Origin of the sequence: Pseudomonas monsensis, from assembly GCF_014268495.2 — a bacterium.
GTDB lineage: Bacteria > Pseudomonadota > Gammaproteobacteria > Pseudomonadales > Pseudomonadaceae > Aquipseudomonas > Aquipseudomonas monsensis.
Genome location: NZ_CP077087.1, coordinates 5,484,461 through 5,502,431 on the forward strand (window position 1 = coordinate 5,484,461; position 17,971 = coordinate 5,502,431).

Annotated in this window: 10 protein-coding genes; 4 read left to right on the forward strand and 6 right to left on the reverse strand. The window is 58.8% G+C overall.

The window, feature by feature from the left end:
* The first annotated feature begins 58 nt into the window (after nt 1-58).
* Nucleotides 59-1,099 (forward strand): NADP(H)-dependent aldo-keto reductase, encoded by a 1,041-nt coding sequence (locus HV782_RS24160; RefSeq protein WP_186748487.1) that lies wholly within the window; start codon nt 59-61, stop codon nt 1,097-1,099.
* A gap of 106 nt (nt 1,100-1,205) precedes the next feature.
* Here the strand turns inward: HV782_RS24160 and HV782_RS24165 are convergent, their stop codons facing one another.
* The gene (locus HV782_RS24165; protein WP_186748486.1) at nt 1,206-2,342 is read right to left on the reverse strand and encodes an acyl-CoA dehydrogenase family protein; all 1,137 of its coding nucleotides are present in this window, start codon (nt 2,340-2,342) and stop codon (nt 1,206-1,208) included.
* 250 nt (nt 2,343-2,592) lie between these two features.
* Between HV782_RS24165 and HV782_RS24170 the strand changes: the two genes are divergently transcribed.
* Entirely contained in the window at nt 2,593-3,489 is an 897-nt protein-coding gene (locus HV782_RS24170; RefSeq protein WP_185015770.1) for a GlxA family transcriptional regulator, read from the forward strand.
* Nucleotides 3,490-3,624: 135 nt separating this feature from the next.
* Here the strand turns inward: HV782_RS24170 and zapE are convergent, their stop codons facing one another.
* From zapE to HV782_RS24185, 3 genes are all read right to left on the reverse strand, one after another.
* Nucleotides 3,625-4,719, reverse strand: a complete 1,095-nt coding sequence (gene zapE / locus HV782_RS24175; protein ID WP_123463119.1) for a cell division protein ZapE — start codon at nt 4,717-4,719, stop codon at nt 3,625-3,627.
* Between the two features lie 90 nt (nt 4,720-4,809).
* Nucleotides 4,810-6,165, reverse strand: a complete 1,356-nt coding sequence (locus HV782_RS24180; RefSeq protein WP_186748485.1) for a tryptophan--tRNA ligase — start codon at nt 6,163-6,165, stop codon at nt 4,810-4,812.
* A 24-nt stretch (nt 6,166-6,189) separates the two neighbouring features.
* The gene (locus HV782_RS24185; protein ID WP_123463211.1) at nt 6,190-6,819 is read right to left on the reverse strand and encodes an alpha/beta hydrolase; all 630 of its coding nucleotides are present in this window, start codon (nt 6,817-6,819) and stop codon (nt 6,190-6,192) included.
* A gap of 144 nt (nt 6,820-6,963) precedes the next feature.
* Between HV782_RS24185 and HV782_RS24190 the strand changes: the two genes are divergently transcribed.
* Entirely contained in the window at nt 6,964-7,398 is a 435-nt protein-coding gene (locus tag HV782_RS24190) for a Z-ring associated ZapG family protein (protein WP_064392879.1), read from the forward strand.
* Between the two features lie 228 nt (nt 7,399-7,626).
* Here HV782_RS24190 and HV782_RS24195 read toward each other — a convergent pair whose 3' ends face one another.
* Both HV782_RS24195 and HV782_RS24200 read right to left on the reverse strand, forming a co-directional pair.
* A complete protein-coding gene (locus HV782_RS24195) occupies nt 7,627-8,364 on the reverse strand; it encodes a YiaD family glycine zipper/OmpA-like lipoprotein (protein WP_123463115.1) in 738 nt (245 codons plus the stop codon).
* A gap of 116 nt (nt 8,365-8,480) precedes the next feature.
* Nucleotides 8,481-9,125: an MBL fold metallo-hydrolase gene (locus HV782_RS24200; protein ID WP_186748484.1), complete on the reverse strand. Its 645-nt coding sequence runs from the start codon at nt 9,123-9,125 to the stop codon at nt 8,481-8,483.
* Nucleotides 9,126-9,334: 209 nt separating this feature from the next.
* On the opposite strand from HV782_RS24200, the gene HV782_RS24205 reads away from it, so the two are divergent.
* Nucleotides 9,335-17,905: a M10 family metallopeptidase C-terminal domain-containing protein gene (locus HV782_RS24205; RefSeq protein WP_275970825.1), complete on the forward strand. Its 8,571-nt coding sequence runs from the start codon at nt 9,335-9,337 to the stop codon at nt 17,903-17,905.
* Nucleotides 17,906-17,971 lie beyond the last annotated feature (66 nt).

Genomic DNA, 17,971 nt, shown 5'->3' on the forward strand with positions numbered 1-17,971 from the left:
CAGATTGCGAAAAAATTTTCAACCTGCTTTTATGATTGTTTTGCCCAAGGAGCACCCGATGGACTATCGCCAGCTAGGCCGTACCGACCTGAACGTGAGTGCAATCTGCCTCGGCACCATGACCTGGGGCGAGCAAAACACTGAAGCTGAAGCCTTTGCCCAGATCGAACGGGCCAAGGAAGCGGGGATCAATTTCATCGACACCGCCGAGATGTACCCGGTGCCGCCGAAAGCCGAAACCTACGCCACCACCGAGCGCTACATCGGCAATTACTTCAAAATTCGCGGTGACCGCGCCGACTGGATCCTCGCCAGCAAGATCGCCGGCCCCGGCAACACCATCGACTACATCCGCGACAAAAACCTGCGCCACAACCGTCAACACATCACCGAAGCGGTCGATGCCAGCCTCAAGCGCCTGCAGACCGACTACATCGACCTGTATCAATTGCACTGGCCGGAGCGCAGCACCAACTTTTTCGGACAACTGGGCTACAAGCACAAGATCGAAGCCAACCTGACGCCGCTCGAAGACACCCTCGAAGCCCTCGACGAACAGGTCAAGGCCGGCAAGATCCGCCACATCGGTCTGTCCAACGAAACCCCGTGGGGCACCATGCGTTTCCTCGCTCTGGCCGAAGCCCGTGGCTGGCCGCGCGCGGTGTCGATCCAGAACCCTTACAACCTGCTCAACCGCAGCTTCGAAATCGGCCTGGCGGAAATCGCCATCCGCGAACAGTGCGGCCTGCTCGCCTATTCGCCGCTGGCGTTCGGTTTCCTGTCGGGCAAGTACGAAGGTGGCGCCCGCCCGCCAAAAGGTCGCCTGAGCCTCTACAGCCGCTTCAGCCGCTATTTCAATGCGCAGTCGGAAGCGGCGTGCAGCCGTTACGTGGCCCTGGCCCGCGAACATGGCCTGGACCCGGCGCAAATGGCCTTGGCATTCGTGACCCAGCAACCGTTCGTCACCAGTAACATCATTGGCGCGACGACCCTTGAGCAACTGGACAGCAACATTGCCAGTTTCGAGCTGAAGCTTTCCGACGAAGTGCTGGCCGGGATTGAGGCGATTCACAAGGATCATCCGAATCCGGCGCCTTGATTAATCCATAAATCAAATCGCGAGCAGGCTCACTCCTACATTTTGGAATGCGTTCCTCTGCAGGAACGAGCCTGCTCGCGATAGCGGTCTGACAGCCACCGAAAACCTACAGCGACCGCGCAATGATCTCCTTCATGATTTCATTGGTGCCGGCATAGATCCGCTGCACCCGCGCATCGGCCCACGCCCGGGCCACCGGGTATTCCCACATGAAGCCGTACCCGCCGTGCAATTGCACGCACTCGTCGAGCACCTTGCATTGCAGGTCGGTGCCCCAGTACTTGGCCATCGCCGCCGTCGGCACATCCAGTCTGCCTTGCAGATGCAACTCGAGGCAGCGGTCGACGAAGACCCGGCCGATCTGAATCTCGGTGGCCATCTCCGCCAGCTTGAAGCGGGTGTTCTGGAAATCGGCAATTGCCTTGCCGAAGGCCTTGCGATCACGGGTGTAATCCAGCGTCCACTGCAACGCAGCTTCGGCTGAAGCCAGCCCACCGATTGCCACGGTCAGGCGCTCCTGCGGCAACTCCTGCATCAAATAAGCGAACCCCGCCCCGGCCTGGCCCAACAGGTTTTCCTTGGGTACACGGACGTCCTGGAAGAACAATTCCGACGTGTCCTGGGCCTTCATGCCGACCTTCTCCAGGCGCTTGCCCTTCTCGAAGCCAGGCGTATTGGCTTCGACCAGGAACAGGCTGGTGCCCTTGGCGCCAGCCTTCGGATCGGTCTTGGCGACAACGATTACCAGATCCGCGAGAAAGCCGTTGGTGATAAAGGTCTTGGAGCCGTTGATCACGTACTCATCGCCATCCAGCACAGCGGTGGTCTTCACGCCTTGCAGGTCGGAACCGGCGCCCGGCTCGGTCATGGCGATGGCCGTGACCATCTCGCCCGAGACCAGTTTGGGCAGGTACTTGTGCTTCAGCGCCTCGCTGCCGTAATGCAGGATGTAGGGCGCAACGATGTCCGAATGCAGCGAAAAGCCGATGCCGGTCAGCCCCAGCCGCCCCACCTCCTCGATCACCACGGTGCTGTAGAGAAAGTCCGCGCCCAGGCCGCCGTACTCTTCGGGCAAGTGCGAGCAGAGCATCCCCGCCTCCCCCGCCTTGTTCCACAGTTTGCGGTCGATGTGGCCTTGTTTCTCCCATTGCGCATGGAACGGCACAGCCTCTTTTTCGAGGAAGGTTCGTACGCTGTCGCGGAACAATTCGTGCTCGGAGCTGAACAAGGTTCTGGGGATCATGCGGCACCTTTCTTTCTTGTTGGAGGGAGATGACCTTCAGAGACTATGCCTCACCTCCGATACAGGACACTGGACACATCCGACAAAAAATAAGACGATCCAGCCGTCTGGTGACCACTTTCCCTTATAAAAACAAAACAAAAGTTGAATTATGTCCAAGCAAGTCTCCACGCCTTTGCGGCGCGTCAGCATCCTGGCAATCGACCGGGTTTTCGCATCCACACTCATGCAGGCCAAGGATTTCTTCCACCTGGCCAGCCTGCGTTACGGCAAACAACTGGGCCACGGCCTGACACCGGCGTTCGAAACGCGCCTGGTCAGCCCCGACGGCAAACCGGTGAACAGTTTCAGTGACGTGGTGATGCCGGTGGACGGCGGCCTGGAAAACGCCGATGTGATCATCCTTCCGGCGTTCTGGGATGATTTCGATACCCTTTGCAGCCGTTATCCCCAGGTCTTGCCGTGGCTGCGTGAACAGCACGCCCGCGGCGCCGTGCTCTGCGGTGAAGCCACCGGCGTGTTCTGGCTGGCCGAGGCCGGCTTGCTCAATGGCAAGGAAGCGACCACCTACTGGCGCTTCTTCAATGCCTTCGCCGAGCGATTCCCCAAGGTTTACCTAAATCAGGACAAACACCTGACCGACGCCGACAACCTGTATTGCGCCGGCGGCACGACATCGGCGTGCGATCTCTATATCTACCTGATCGAACGCTTCTGCGGCGCCAACGTGGCGCAAGCCGTGGCCCGCGACATCCTTTACGAAGTGCAGCGCAGCTATTCGCCAGGGCGCATCGGCTTCGGCGGGCAGAAGCTGCATCAGGACGTGATCATCCTGCAGATCCAGCACTGGCTCGAAGAGCACTACGCCGACAAGTTCCGCTTCGAAGACGTCGCCCGTGAGCACGGCATGAGCATCCGCAACTTCATGCGCCGCTTCCAGACCGCCACCGGCGACAAGCCGCTGCATTACCTGCAACGCCTGCGCATCGAGACCGCCAAGGGCCTGTTGTCCGGCAGCCGCAAGAGCATCAAGACCATCAGTTATGAGGTCGGCTACGACGATGCGAGCTTCTTTGCGCGGTTGTTCCGCCAGCACACCGAGCTGTCGCCGAACCAGTATCGGCAGCAGTTTCAGCAGGCTGCGTAACCCCCGAAGCAAATACAAAACCTGTGGGAGCTGGCTTGCCAGCTCCCACACGGATTGCAGTGCGTTCGAGTTTTTCTTCAGCGCATAAAAAGGGCCTGCAATTGCAGGCCCTTTTTTTTTGTACGCCGATTCTGTTTAAGGCTTGTGCGCCCGCGACAGGAATTCGTGGGATTGCATCTCCAGCAGACGGCTGAGCGTGCGCTGGAACTCGAACGTCAGGCGCCCGCCGGTGTACAGGTCTTTCAACTCGACTTCGGCAGAAATGATCAGCTTGACGTTACGGTCGTAGAACTCGTCGACCATGTTGATGAAGCGCCGGGCGATGTCGTCGGTGGTGACGCTCATCTGCTCGACGCCGCTGAGCAACACGGCGTGGAAGATCTTGCCCAGTTCGATGTAGTCGTTCTGGCTGCGCGGGCCATCGCACAGTTCGCGGAAGTCGAACCAGGCCACGTCGTCGCACGTGCGCAGGGCACGGATCTCACGGTTTTCGATGATCAGCACATCGTTCTCGATCGCGGCAGTGCACTCCGGCGTCAGTGCGCGGAAGCTCTTGCGCAAGCTTTCGTGCGCCGCTTCGTCGAGCGGATAGTGGAACAGCTCGGCTTGTTCGAGGTGACGCAGTCGGTAGTCGACGCCACTGTCGACGTTGACGATCTCGGTGTTCTGCTTGATCAGCGCAATCGCCGGCAGGAAACGCGCGCGCTGCAAACCGTCCTTGTACAAGCCATCCGGAACGATGTTCGAGGTCGCGACCAGGGTCACGCCGTTCTTGAACAGTTCTTCCATCAGCGTGCCGAGGATCATCGCGTCGGTGATGTCGGACACGAAGAACTCATCGAAACAGATCACCCGCGACTCGGTCGCGAAGCGCTTGGCGATGATGGTCAGCGGGTTTTTCTCGCCGCCGAGGGTTTTCATCTCTTCGTGCACACGCTTCATGAAGCGGTGGAAGTGGGTGCGGGTCTTTTCCTTGAACGGCAGCGCTTCGAAGAAGGTGTCGACCAGGTAGGTCTTGCCGCGACCCACGCCGCCCCAGAAATACAGACCCTTGACCGGCGTCTGATCCTTTTTGCCAAACAGCTTGCTCAGCAAACCCGGCTTGTTCTGGTCGGCAGCAATGAGATCTTCATACAGACGCTGCAAATGACGCACAGCAGTTTCCTGCGCGGCGTCATGGAAGAAGTCCGGGCGTTTCAGATCAGCTTGGTATCGTTCTAGGGGCGTCATAATTCGTTAGCAAGGCAACAAAAACGGGCCGTCACTGTAGCGACGGCCCGTAGGAATGGCAATCAGCCCTTGGTCGGGCCGCGCCGTTGTTTAGTCCTGAACCGGGGTCAGCGCAACGCGCAACGCCTCGACGGCCGCGTCCCGCGCAGCGGTATCAGCGAACGCCGGGCTGTCGCCGACGCACTCGCCTTCCAGCCATACGCTGAAGCTCAGGTCTTCATTGCGCACATCCAGCGGCTGGCCGGATTGCAGTTGCTTGGTCACCTGGCCTGCAGTTTTGCCGTCGTCGAAGTTGCGCGACAACAGCAGTTGCTCGCCATCGGCCGCCAGCAGACGGAAGCGGAAGCTGCCATCGTCTTCACGGAAGCTGACGAAGCGCGCGGCTTTCGCGGCCTTCTTCTTGGTGGTCGCAGCGACTTGCACTTGATTGACGAAGGAACGCAGGCCTACGGCTTCACGCAGTTCGTTGAGGAACGGCGTTGCCACGGCACGGGCTTTCTTCGCGCCGATCTGCAGGATGTCTTCCAGATCTGCCGGACGTTCGATCAACTGGTGATACTTGTCGCGCGCCTCGCCCAGTTCGTTGTCGAGCAACTGGAACAGGCGATTCTTCGCCTCGCCCCAACCCAGACCGCCGAGCAGTTCGCTGCGGAACTCATCAGCCTGCGCCGGTGTGGCAAACGCCTGGAACAGGGTGAACAGGTGCGAGTTGTCCGGATCCTTGGCTTCGCCTGGTGCCTTGGAGTCAGTGACGATCCGCGAGATCGCGTCCTTCATCTCTTTGGCGCTGGAGAACAACGGGATGGTGTTGTCGTAGCTCTTCGACATCTTGCGCCCGTCGAGGCCCGGCAACGTCGCCACGCTCTCTTCGATCAGCGCTTCGGGCATGGTGAAGAACTCTTTGCCCTGGCCGAACAGGTGGTTGAAGCGCTGGCCGATGTCACGGGCCATTTCCACGTGCTGGATCTGGTCACGACCGACCGGCACCTTGTGTGCGTTGAACATCAGGATGTCCGCCGCCATCAGCACCGGGTAGCTGTAGAGGCCCATGGTGATGCCGGCATCCGGGTCTTCACCGGTCTCGACGTTCTTGTCCACCGAGGCCTTGTAGGCGTGCGCACGGTTGAGCAGGCCCTTGGCGGCGACGCAGGTCAGCAGCCAGGTCAGCTCAGGGATTTCCGGGATGTCGGACTGGCGATAGAAGGTTACGCGGTCGACATCCAGGCCACCGGCCAGCCAGGTCGCGGCGATTTCCAGACGCGAGCGCTGAATGCGCAGCGGGTCATCGCATTTGATCAGGGCGTGGTAGTCGGCCAAGAAGTAGAACGAGTCGGCATTGCTGTCGCGGCTGGCAAGGATCGCCGGGCGGATGGCGCCGGCATAGTTGCCCAGGTGCGGCGTGCCGGTGGTGGTGATGCCGGTGAGGATGCGGGTACGGTTCGTCATGGGTAATCGCTTGTCAGACTGCAATCAATTCGAAAGACGCGGCAGGATCAGATCCTTGAGATCGGTCAGCTTGCCATGAAAAAAGTGTCCGCATTCTGCCACTTTCAGCAGCTCATGGGGGCGCTGGAGTTTTTCCGACCAGTCGTAGACCAGTTGCGGATCGATCACTTCGTCGGTTTCCGGCTGGATCACGGTCAGCTCGCCGTGCTGCGGCAGTTGATCCTGATCGCCCAGGCGCATGACCGCCGGCGCCACCATGAACAGCTGCTTGAGCGGCACGCCCTCGGCCTCAAGACGACCGCCGAGACTTGCTGCAACAAATCCGCCGAAGGAGAAACCGAACAGGGTCAGTGGCAGATCCGGGTGTTTTTCCCGCAGCCATGCGGCTGCAGCCTGAGCATCGTCGACTTCACCGCTGCCCATGTCATGGGAACCTTCGCTGGCACCGACGCCGCGATAGTTGAAGCGCAAGGTAATCAGGCCGGCGTCGCGCGCGGTGCGCTGCAGGGTCGAGACGACCTTGTTGAGCATGGTACCGCCCTGTACCGGGTTCGGATGACAGATCAACGCGATGCCGATTGGCTGCTCGTTATCCAGGTACAGAGACTCAAGTTGGCCCACCGGGCCGTCAATCACTACAGGGGTTTCACGCATCAGCAAGGAAGGAACTCCGTGACCTCGAATCGGGTCGACTCGTCTAGCAAATTGTCTGTGCCAATCTATTGCGAGTGAATCGCGGTATACAGCGCAGGTTCGAGCCGTTAACGTAAAGCAAAGCCGTTTATAGAGGAAGGACTCGTGGAACACTCGCTCTTAGTTTGGTTGTTACCGACTCTTGCCCTGGTTGTGGGTGTCGCCATTGGATTCCTGATCGCGCGCGTTGCGCCGAACGCCGCACCGAGCCGCACGCAGCGTCAACTGGATGATATCCAGGAGCGCTTCGACAGTTATCAAAACGAGGTGGTCACCCACTTCAACAGCACCGCGATGCTGGTCAAGAAGCTGACCCAGAGCTATCAGGAAGTGCAGGATCATCTCGCCGAGGGCGCCAATCGTCTGGCCCTGGACGAGCAGACCCGCCAGCGCCTGATCGCCGCCCTGCACGCCGATGCCGCACAGGCACCGCGCGAACGCCTGACGCCACCGCGCGATCAGGAGCCGCCACGCGACTACGCACCGAAGACCCCGAACTCGCCAGGCATGCTCGATGAGCACTATGGTCTGAAGAAGTAATCAGCTTCGCGCGCAACAAAAAGCCCCCGGACAATTCCGTTGTCCGGGGGCTTTTTTGTGCCTGATGGTTTTGTGGTGCCGATTTGATCGCCATCGCGAGCAGGCTCACTCCAACATTTTGAAATGCATTCCACTGTGGGAGCGAGCCTGCTCGCGAAGGAGCCGGCAAAGGCCACACACAAAAATGCCCGATCACAGGACCGGGCATTTCTTCATTCAGGCAATCGCTTACGGATACTGCTGAACCGTACCCGGCTGTTGTTGCTGCTGACCACCGTACTGCTGACCCGGAATCGCCTTCAGGTTGACTTCAACGCGGCGGTTCTGCGCCCGGCCATTGACGTCACCGTTGCTGGCAATCGGGTTATCCGGACCGGCGCCACGGGCCGACAGGTTGGCACCGCTGACACCTTGCGAGGTCAGGTAGGTGGCCACGCTCTGCGCACGCCGTTGGGACAGGTCCATGTTGTGCTGACGGCTGCCGGTACTGTCGGTGTAGCCAACGATTTCGATCTGGTTCTGGCTGAACTCTTTCAGCGAGTTGGCCAGGTTGTTCAACGGCTGGTAGAAGCTCGGCGCGATGTTCGCCGAATCGGTGGCAAACGTGATGTTGCCCGGCATGATCAGCTTGATCTGATCGCCCTGACGCTGCACTTCAACCCCAGTGTTGGCCATGCTCGCACGCAGCTTTTTCTCTTGCTGGTCGGCGTAATAACCGTAACCGGCTGCCGACGCCCCCACCACTGCGGCACCAATCAAGGCCCCCTTGCCACGGTTGTTGTGGTCGATGGCGGCACCGGCCAGTGCACCGGCCAGCGCGCCGAGGCCACCGTATTTGGCGGTTTTGCTCATGCCTTGCGAGCCACCGTCGGCCTGGCCCTGATTGTCATACGGGTTGGGCGAGGCGCAGCCGGCCAACATGGCCACAGCGGTAGCAACAATAATCAAACGAGGCGTGGTGAACATGAAGAGCTCCTGGTTTTTTCGCATTCTGTGTGGCAGCGGCCCTAGGCAATAGACCTGTGCGGGCGTTGGATCATGACAATGCCGAAAAATTCCGCCACACACTCATGACAAAATGTTTAGGCGCGCACGAACGGGTTTTCCCGCATTTCGTCCCCGAGACGCGTGTCCGGACCATGTCCGGCAACAACGATTGCGTCTTCGTCGAGGGTGTACAGCCGCTGCTTGATCGAACGCACGATGGTGGCCTGATCGCCGCCCCATAAATCAGTGCGCCCTACCCCGCGACGAAACAGCGTGTCGCCGGCAATCAACAGCTTAGCCTCGGAAAACCAAAAGCTCATGGAACCTGGCGTATGCCCCGGCGTGTGCAGCGCCACGCCGCAGCCGCACGCCAGCTCTTCGTCATCGCTCAGCCAGCGGTCCGGTGATGGCACCGGGGTGTAAGGCACCCCGAACATCTGGCATTGCATCTCCAGGTTATCCCAGAGGAACTGATCGTCTTTATGCAGATGCAGGGTCGCACCGGTTTTCTCTTTCATCTGCCCGGAAGCGAGGAAGTGATCGAGATGCGCGTGGGTGTGAATGATGCTGACCACCTTCAACCCCAAAGCGTCGAGACGCTCCATGATCAGATCGGGATTGCCACCCGGATCGACGACGATGGCTTTTTTCGTGATCGGGTCGCCGATGATCGTGCAGTTGCACTGCAAAGGGCCGACGGGGAAGGTTTCGCGAATCAAGGCTTGGCTGGTAACAGTCATGGTCAATCGATGGCCTGGAGTGAGGTGAAGCGGTGATTGTTGCTTCAGGATTCTACGCCACACGCCGATACAGATTGCCAAGCCAAATAACTGACGAACAGCTCAGAAAAGTAATGGCCACATGATATCAATTGTACCTTCTCTGGTGCAAAATCACAGTTTTGTAGCGGCCGCATTCAGGAAGGGCCCCATCGTACTCAGGAAATCGCATGCCTACTCCAACTGGCTCAACCCCAAGTTTTTTTTCCTCGCTGACAGGCTTCAAACCCGTTGACAGCCTGTTATCCGGTTCCTATTGGCTTGGCGCCAACTGGCCTCTTGGTGGTACAACCAGCCTGACCTACAGCTTCATCAATTCAGCCACATCGTACTTCGCCACCAACTACAGCCCCGACAATGAATACAAGGCAGCGTACGATCTGTCGACGGACCAACAAGGCGGAATTATTCGAGCGCTGGCGGCCTGGAGTGCGGTAGCCGATATCACTTTTACAAAAACCACCGACGATATCTCCAATGTCGGTGACTTGCGCTTTGGCGGTTATACGCTGATGAAGGACCAGGCTGCCGCCTGGGCCTACACGCCTTCCAACACCCCCAAAGGCGGCGATGTCTGGATTGGTGATCCTGCCAACGAATTCCCTATCAACGGCTCTTACGACTTCATGACCTACATTCATGAGATCGGACACGCCATCGGGCTCAAGCACCCGTTTTCACCGAACACGCTGAACTCGACGATTCTTGATCCGTCGCTGGACGACGTCCGCTTCACGGTCATGAGCTACAACAACAACTACAGCTACCAGCCGACGACCCCCATGCTTCTGGACATCCTCGCGATCCAGTCATTGTATGGTGCCAATACCCATTGGCAGTCCGGAGACAACGTCTATCGCTGGAACCATTACGACAAGATTTTCGAAACCATCTGGGACTCGGGCGGCACCGATACCATTGATGCAAGCAACCAGATGATCTCGGTCAGCCTGGATTTGAATGAAGGGGCATTCAGTTCGATCGGCGTCGGTTTCCTGTATGGCAAAAACAACTTTTTCAATAGCGGTCTGGCTATTGCCTATGGCACCAAAATCGAAAATGCCATCGGCTCGACATTTAATGACCAGTTGAAAGGCAACGCCCTGGACAACGTCCTCGATGGTCGCGAGGGCGCAGACTACATGGTCGGCGGTGCAGGCAACGATACGTACTACGTCGACAACAGTGGTGACGTGGTTGTCGAAACCGGAACGTCTCTCACAGAAATCGACTCTGTCTTTTCCACTGTTTCCTACAGCCTGAGCAGCAGTGCCAACGTAGAAAATCTGACGCTGCTGACCAACGCCAACCTCAACGCTTTCGGGAATACATCGAACAACGTGCTTACCGGCAATGCCGGCAATAACCTTCTAGACGGCTACATCGGTGCCGACACCATGATTGGCGGCGCTGGCAACGACACTTATGTTGTCGACAACATCGGCGACGTAGTTATCGAGACCAGTACCCTAGCCACCGAGATCGATACCGTACGCTCATCGGTGACCTTTACCCTCGGCGCCAACCTGGAAAATCTGACGCTCGAGGGCCTTGCCAATATCAATGGCATCGGTAACGCCCAGAACAACGTGATCATCGGTAACGACGGCAACAACCAACTCAATGGCGGTGCAGGCCTCGACACCCTGATTGGCGGCAAAGGTAACGATGACTACGGTCTCGACCAAGTGGACGAACTGGCGCTGGTTCAGGAAAAGGCCAACGAAGGTATCGACACCCTCTATGTCGCCTATGACGCAACAGCACAGGCTGACACCATCGATCTGAATCAGAGCAATCTGCAGAACATCGAAAATGTATTGTTACTGGGTAATGGCGCGTTCAACGCCGTCGGCAACAATCTGAACAACGCTCTGACGGGCAATGCTTCTGCCAACACCCTCCAGGGTGGTGCAGGCAACGATGTCTTGGATGGTGGTGCGGGCGCTGACATTCTGGTGGGGGGAACCGGGAACGACACGTACGTCATCGACAGTCTCGACGACACCATCGTCGAACTGGCTGGCGAAGGTCGTGATCTGGTTCGCTCGACCATCAGCTATACCCTTGGCACCAATATTGAAGACGGCGAGTTGCTGGGTACTGCCGCGATCAACCTGACCGGCAATGACGTCAACAACGTGCTGACCGGTAACTCGAGCGACAACATCATTGATGGTGGCCTGGGTGCCGACACAATGATCGGCGGCAGAGGCAGCGATACCTACTATGTCGACAACGCTGCTGATGTCATCCTTGAAGACTGGTCGTATGACCACGACCAGGTTATCGCGTCCGTTGATTACACTCTTGGCAATTACATCGAGACCCTGACGCTCACTGGTTCTGCCCTCAACGGCACCGGCAACTTCAGCAACAACCGTATCAATGGCACCAACGGCAACAACATTCTCGACGGCGGCGCCGGAGCGGATATCCTCCAGGGTTATGCGGGCGATGACATCTACATTGTCGACGACGCCAACGACCAGGTCATAGAGTCCGCCGAAGGTGGTCACGACCTGGTACGCGCCTCGGTCAGTCACACTCTCGGGAGCAACGTGGAAGACGGCCTGCTATTGGGATCGGCGTCCATTAATCTCACGGGTAACGACCTGGTCAACGTATTGACCGGTAACAGCGGCAATAACGTACTCGATGGCGGCGCCGGCGCCGACATCATGACCGGCGGAGCCGGCAATGACACCTACGTCGTCGACAATGTCGATGATGTAATCATTGAGTCCAGCACGCTGGTCAACGAAATCGACACTGTACGTGCCTCGATCAACTATACGCTCGGCGCCAACCTGGAGAATCTCACGCTCACCGGCATCGCCAACCTCAATGGCACCGGCAACAGCGGCAACAACGTCCTCACCGGTAATGACGGCGATAACATCCTCGACGGTGGAGCAGGTGCGGATACCCTGATCGGCGGCGCGGGCAACGACACCTACGTCGTCGACAACATCGGCGACGTCGTCATCGAAACCGGCACCCTGGCCAGCGAAATCGACACCGTACGGTCATCGTTTGCCTACACCCTCGGTGCCAACCTGGAAAACCTCACGCTGACCGGCAATGCCAACATCAACGGCATTGGTAACGCTCAGAACAACGTCATCACCGGCAACGACGGCAACAACCAGCTCAACGGCGGTGCCGGTCTCGACACCCTGATCGGTGGCAAGGGCAACGATGACTACGGCCTTGATCAGGCAGGTGAGCTGGCGCTGGTTCAGGAGAATGCCAATGAAGGCATTGATACCCTGTTCATTACATACAACGCCACGGCGCAAACTCGTGTAATCGACCTCAGCCAGAACAACCTGCAAAACGTCGAGAATGTGCTGCTGTTCGGAACCGGCGCGTTTGGTGTGATGGGCAACAGCCTGGATAACACCTTGACCGGCAACGCCTCGGACAACGTGCTTGATGGCGGCGCCGGCGCCGACATCCTGACCGGCGGTGCAGGCAATGATACTTACGTCGTCGACAACATCGGGGACGTGGTCAATGAGGTCAGTACCCTGGCCAGCGAAATCGACACGGTACGTGCCTCGATCAGCTACACCCTCGGCGCCAATCTGGAAAACCTTACGCTGACCGGCAACACCAGCATCAACGCAACCGGTAATGCGCTGGATAACATCTTGACCGGCAACGCTGGCGACAACGTCCTCGACGGCGGTGCGGGTGCCGACTTCATGGCCGGTGGCACAGGCAACGACACCTACATCGTCGACAACGTCAACGACGTCGTCAGTGAAACCAGTTTTTTTGATGGCGAGGTCGATACCGTTATTTCGTCCTTGACCTGGACACTCGGCGCCAACCTGGAAAATCTTACGCTGACGGGCAGCGCCAACATCAATGCCATCGGCAACTCCAAGAACAATGTGCTGATCGGCAATGATGGCGACAACCAGCTCAACGGTGGTGCCGGCCGCGACACCATGATTGGCGGCAAAGGCAACGACGACTACGCCGTGGATCAGTCCCGTGAGCTGGACCTGATCCAGGAGAACGCCAACGAAGGCAACGACACGCTGTATGTCCTTTATGACGCGCTTTACCTCGGCCAGAGTGTCGACCTGACGCAGAGCAATCTGCAGAACGTCGAGAACGTGCTGCTGCTGGGCAATGGTGCTTTAAATGCAACAGGCAACAGCCTCAGCAACACCCTGACCGGCAACGCCTCGGATAACGTGCTTGATGGCGGCGCAGGTGCCGACACCCTGATCGGCGGCGCGGGCAACGACACTTACATCGTCGACAACGTCGGCGACATCGTCACCGAGACCAGCACTCTGGCCAGTGAAATCGACACCGTGCGTGCCTCGATCGACTACACCCTCGGCGCCAACCTGGAAAATCTCACGCTCACCGGCAGTGCCAACCTGAACGGTACCGGTAACGCGCTGAATAACGTCATCACCGGTAACACCGGCGACAATCTTCTCGACGGTGGCGCCGGGGCGGACACTCTGACCGGTGGCCGTGGTAACGACACCTATATCGTTGACAACGTCGGTGACGTGGTCATCGAAACCAGCACGCTGTTTAACGAAATCGACACCGTGCGTGCTTCGGTCACTTACACCCTCGGCGCCAACCTGGAAAACCTCGTTCTGACCGGCAATGCCAACATCAACGGCATCGGCAATGCTCAGAACAACTTGATCACCGGCAACGACGGCAACAACCAGCTCAACGGCGGCGCCGGTCTCGATACCCTGATCGGTGGCAAGGGCAACGATGACTACGGCCTTGATCAGGCAGGTGAACTGGCGCTGGTTCAGGAAAATGCCAACGAAGGCATCGACACCCTGTATGTCACCTATAACGCCAGCACACCGAGTGAAACGATCGACCTGGGGTTGAGCAACCTGCAGAACGTCGAAAACGTGCGGTTGCTGGGTATCGGGGCTTTCAACGCGCTGGGTAACAGCCTGAGCAACACCCTGACCGGCAACGCCTCCGACAACGTGCTCGACGGCGGCGCGGGTGCCGACACCCTGATCGGCGGCGCGGGCAACGACACCTACATCGTCGACAACGTCGGGGACGTGGTCATCGAAGCCAGCACCCTGGCCAGTGAAATCGACACCGTGCGCGCATCGCTGACCTACACCCTCGGCGCCAACCTGGAAAACCTCGTTCTGACCGGCAATGCCAACATCAACGGCATCGGCAACGCTCAGAACAACGTGATCACCGGCAACGACGGCAACAACCAACTCAACGGCGGCGCCGGTCTCGACACCTTGATCGGTGGCAAGGGCAACGATGACTACGGCCTTGATCAGGCAGGTGAACTGGCACTGGTTCAGGAAAATGCCGACGAAGGCATCGACACCCTGTATGTCACCTACAACGCCAGCACACCGGGTGAAACGATCAACCTGGGGTTGAGCAACCTGCAGAACGTCGAGAATGTGTTGCTGCTGGGTAGCGGGGCTTTCAACGCGCAGGGCAACAGCCTGAGCAACACCCTGACCGGCAATGGCTCCGACAACGTGCTCGACGGCGGCGCGGGTGCCGACACCCTGATTGGCGGCGCGGGCAACGACACCTACATCGTCGACAACGTCGGCGACATCGTCACCGAAACCAGCACCCTGGCCAGTGAAATCGACACCGTGCGTGCTTCGGTCACCTACACCCTCGGCGCCAATCTGGAGAACCTCATCCTGACCGGCAATGCCAACATCAACGGCACCGGCAACGGACTGGACAACGTTATCTACGGCAACGCCGGCGACAACATCCTCGACGGTGGAGCCGGGGTCGACTACCTGGTCGGTGGTGCCGGCAACGACACCTACATTGTCGATAACATCGCCGATGCGATCAGCGAAACCAGCACCCTGGTCAGCGAAATCGACACCGTGCGTGCTTCGGTGACCTACACCCTCGGCGCCAACCTGGAAAACCTCGTTCTGACCGGCAATGCCAACATCAACGGCATCGGCAATGCTCAGAACAACGTGATCACCGGCAACGACGGCAACAATCAGCTCAACGGCGGCGCCGGTCTCGATACCCTGATCGGTGGCAAGGGCAACGATGACTACGGCCTTGATCAGGCAGGTGAACTGGCGCTGGTTCAGGAAAATGCCAACGAAGGCATCGACACCCTGTATGTCACCTACAACGCCAGCACACCGGGTGAAACGATCGACCTGGGGTTGAGCAACCTGCAGAACGTCGAGAATGTGTTGCTGCTGGGTAGCGGTGCTTTCAACGCGCTGGGCAACAGCCTGAACAACACCCTGACCGGCAACGGCTCCGACAACGTGCTCAACGGCGGCGCAGGTGCCGATACCCTGATCGGTGGCGCGGGCAACGACACCTACATCGTCGACAACGTCGGCGACATCGTCACCGAGACCAGCACCCTGGCCAGTGAAATCGACACCGTGCGTGCTTCGGTGAACTACACCCTCGGCGCCAACTTGGAGAACCTCATCCTGACCGGCAATGCCAACATCAACGGCACCGGCAACGGACTGGACAATGTTATCTACGGCAACGCCGGCGACAACATCCTCGACGGTGGAGCCGGGGTCGACTACCTGGTCGGCGGTGCCGGCAACGACACCTACATTGTCGATAACATCGCCGATGCGATCAGCGAAACCAGCACCCTGGTCAGCGAAATCGACACCGTGCGTGCTTCGGTGACCTACACCCTCGGCGCCAACCTGGAAAACCTCGTTCTGACCGGCAATGCCAACATCAACGGCATCGGCAATGCTCAGAACAACTTGATCACCGGCAACGACGGCAACAACCAGCTCAACGGCGGCGCCGGTCTCGATACCCTGATCGGTGGCAAGGGCAACGATGACTACGGCCTTGATCAGGCAGGTGAACTGGCGCTGGTTCAGGAAAATGCCAACGAAGGCATCGACACCCTGTATGTCACCTATAACGCCAGCACACCGAGTGAAACGATCGACCTGGGGTTGAGCAACCTGCAGAACGTCGAAAACGTGCGGTTGCTGGGTATCGGGGCTTTCAACGCGCTGGGTAACAGCCTGAGCAACACCCTGACCGGCAACGCCTCCGACAACGTGCTCGACGGCGGCGCGGGTGCCGACACCCTGATCGGCGGCGCGGGCAACGACACCTACATCGTCGACAACGTCGGGGACGTGGTCATCGAAGCCAGCACCCTGGCCAGTGAAATCGACACCGTGCGCGCATCGCTGACCTACACCCTCGGCGCCAACCTGGAAAACCTCGTTCTGACCGGCAATGCCAACATCAACGGCATCGGCAACGCTCAGAACAACGTGATCACCGGCAACGACGGCAACAACCAACTCAACGGCGGCGCCGGTCTCGACACCTTGATCGGTGGCAAGGGCAACGATGACTACGGCCTTGATCAGGCAGGTGAACTGGCACTGGTTCAGGAAAATGCCGACGAAGGCATCGACACCCTGTATGTCACCTACAACGCCAGCACACCGGGTGAAACGATCAACCTGGGGTTGAGCAACCTGCAGAACGTCGAGAATGTGTTGCTGCTGGGTAGCGGGGCTTTCAACGCGCAGGGCAACAGCCTGAGCAACACCCTGACCGGCAATGGCTCCGACAACGTGCTCGACGGCGGCGCGGGTGCCGACACCCTGATTGGCGGCGCGGGCAACGACACCTACATCGTCGACAACGTCGGCGACATCGTCACCGAAACCAGCACCCTGGCCAGTGAAATCGACACCGTGCGTGCTTCGGTCACCTACACCCTCGGCGCCAATCTGGAGAACCTCATCCTGACCGGCAATGCCAACATCAACGGCACCGGCAACGGACTGGACAACGTTATCTACGGCAACGCCGGCGACAACATCCTCGACGGTGGAGCCGGGGTCGACTACCTGGTCGGTGGTGCCGGCAACGACACCTACATTGTCGATAACATCGCCGATGCGATCAGCGAAACCAGCACCCTGGTCAGCGAAATCGACACCGTGCGTGCTTCGGTGACCTACACCCTCGGCGCCAACCTGGAAAACCTCGTTCTGACCGGCAATGCCAACATCAACGGCATCGGCAATGCTCAGAACAACGTGATCACCGGCAACGACGGCAACAATCAGCTCAACGGCGGCGCCGGTCTCGATACCCTGATCGGTGGCAAGGGCAACGATGACTACGGCCTTGATCAGGCAGGTGAACTGGCGCTGGTTCAGGAAAATGCCAACGAAGGCATCGACACCCTGTATGTCACCTACAACGCCAGCACACCGGGTGAAACGATCGACCTGGGGTTGAGCAACCTGCAGAACGTCGAGAATGTGTTGCTGCTGGGTAGCGGTGCTTTCAACGCGCTGGGCAACAGCCTGAACAACACCCTGACCGGCAACGGCTCCGACAACGTGCTCAACGGCGGCGCAGGTGCCGATACCCTGATCGGTGGCGCGGGGGCGGATACCTTCGTCTTCGGCGCGGTTAACGAAATGGGGATGGGGGCCAACCGCGATGTCATTACTGACTTCAGCAGTCTGCAGGGCGACAAGATCGACCTGACGAAATTCGATGCCAACCTGCTGCTGAACGGTGTTAATGGTTTCACATTCATCGGTGCCAGCGACTTCACCGGTGCAGGCCAGTTGCGTTTTGTGGATCACGTACTGTCCGGCAATATCAGTGGCAATGCGGGTGCCGATTTTGAAATCCAACTGGTCGGCGTCAATACCTTCAGCACCAACGATCTGGTGGCCTGACGTCAAAAGCTGTTGAATCCGGCCTGGCAGCAGGCCGGATAAAAATCAAAGCCCCGACTGGTTCGG

What these genes read in the sequence shown, in the direction of transcription:
- HV782_RS24160 (WP_186748487.1), top strand. Translation starts at nt 59, where the DNA reads ATGGACTATCGCCAGCTAGGCCGTACCGACCTGAACGTGAGTGCAATC.
- HV782_RS24165 (WP_186748486.1), bottom strand. Translation starts at nt 2,342, where the DNA reads ATGATCCCCAGAACCTTGTTCAGCTCCGAGCACGAATTGTTCCGCGAC.
- zapE (WP_123463119.1), bottom strand. Translation starts at nt 4,719, where the DNA reads ATGACGCCCCTAGAACGATACCAAGCTGATCTGAAACGCCCGGACTTC.
- HV782_RS24180 (WP_186748485.1), bottom strand. Translation starts at nt 6,165, where the DNA reads ATGACGAACCGTACCCGCATCCTCACCGGCATCACCACCACCGGCACG.
- HV782_RS24185 (WP_123463211.1), bottom strand. Translation starts at nt 6,819, where the DNA reads ATGCGTGAAACCCCTGTAGTGATTGACGGCCCGGTGGGCCAACTTGAG.
- HV782_RS24195 (WP_123463115.1), bottom strand. Translation starts at nt 8,364, where the DNA reads ATGTTCACCACGCCTCGTTTGATTATTGTTGCTACCGCTGTGGCCATG.
- HV782_RS24200 (WP_186748484.1), bottom strand. Translation starts at nt 9,125, where the DNA reads ATGACTGTTACCAGCCAAGCCTTGATTCGCGAAACCTTCCCCGTCGGC.
- HV782_RS24205 (WP_275970825.1), top strand. Translation starts at nt 9,335, where the DNA reads ATGCCTACTCCAACTGGCTCAACCCCAAGTTTTTTTTCCTCGCTGACA.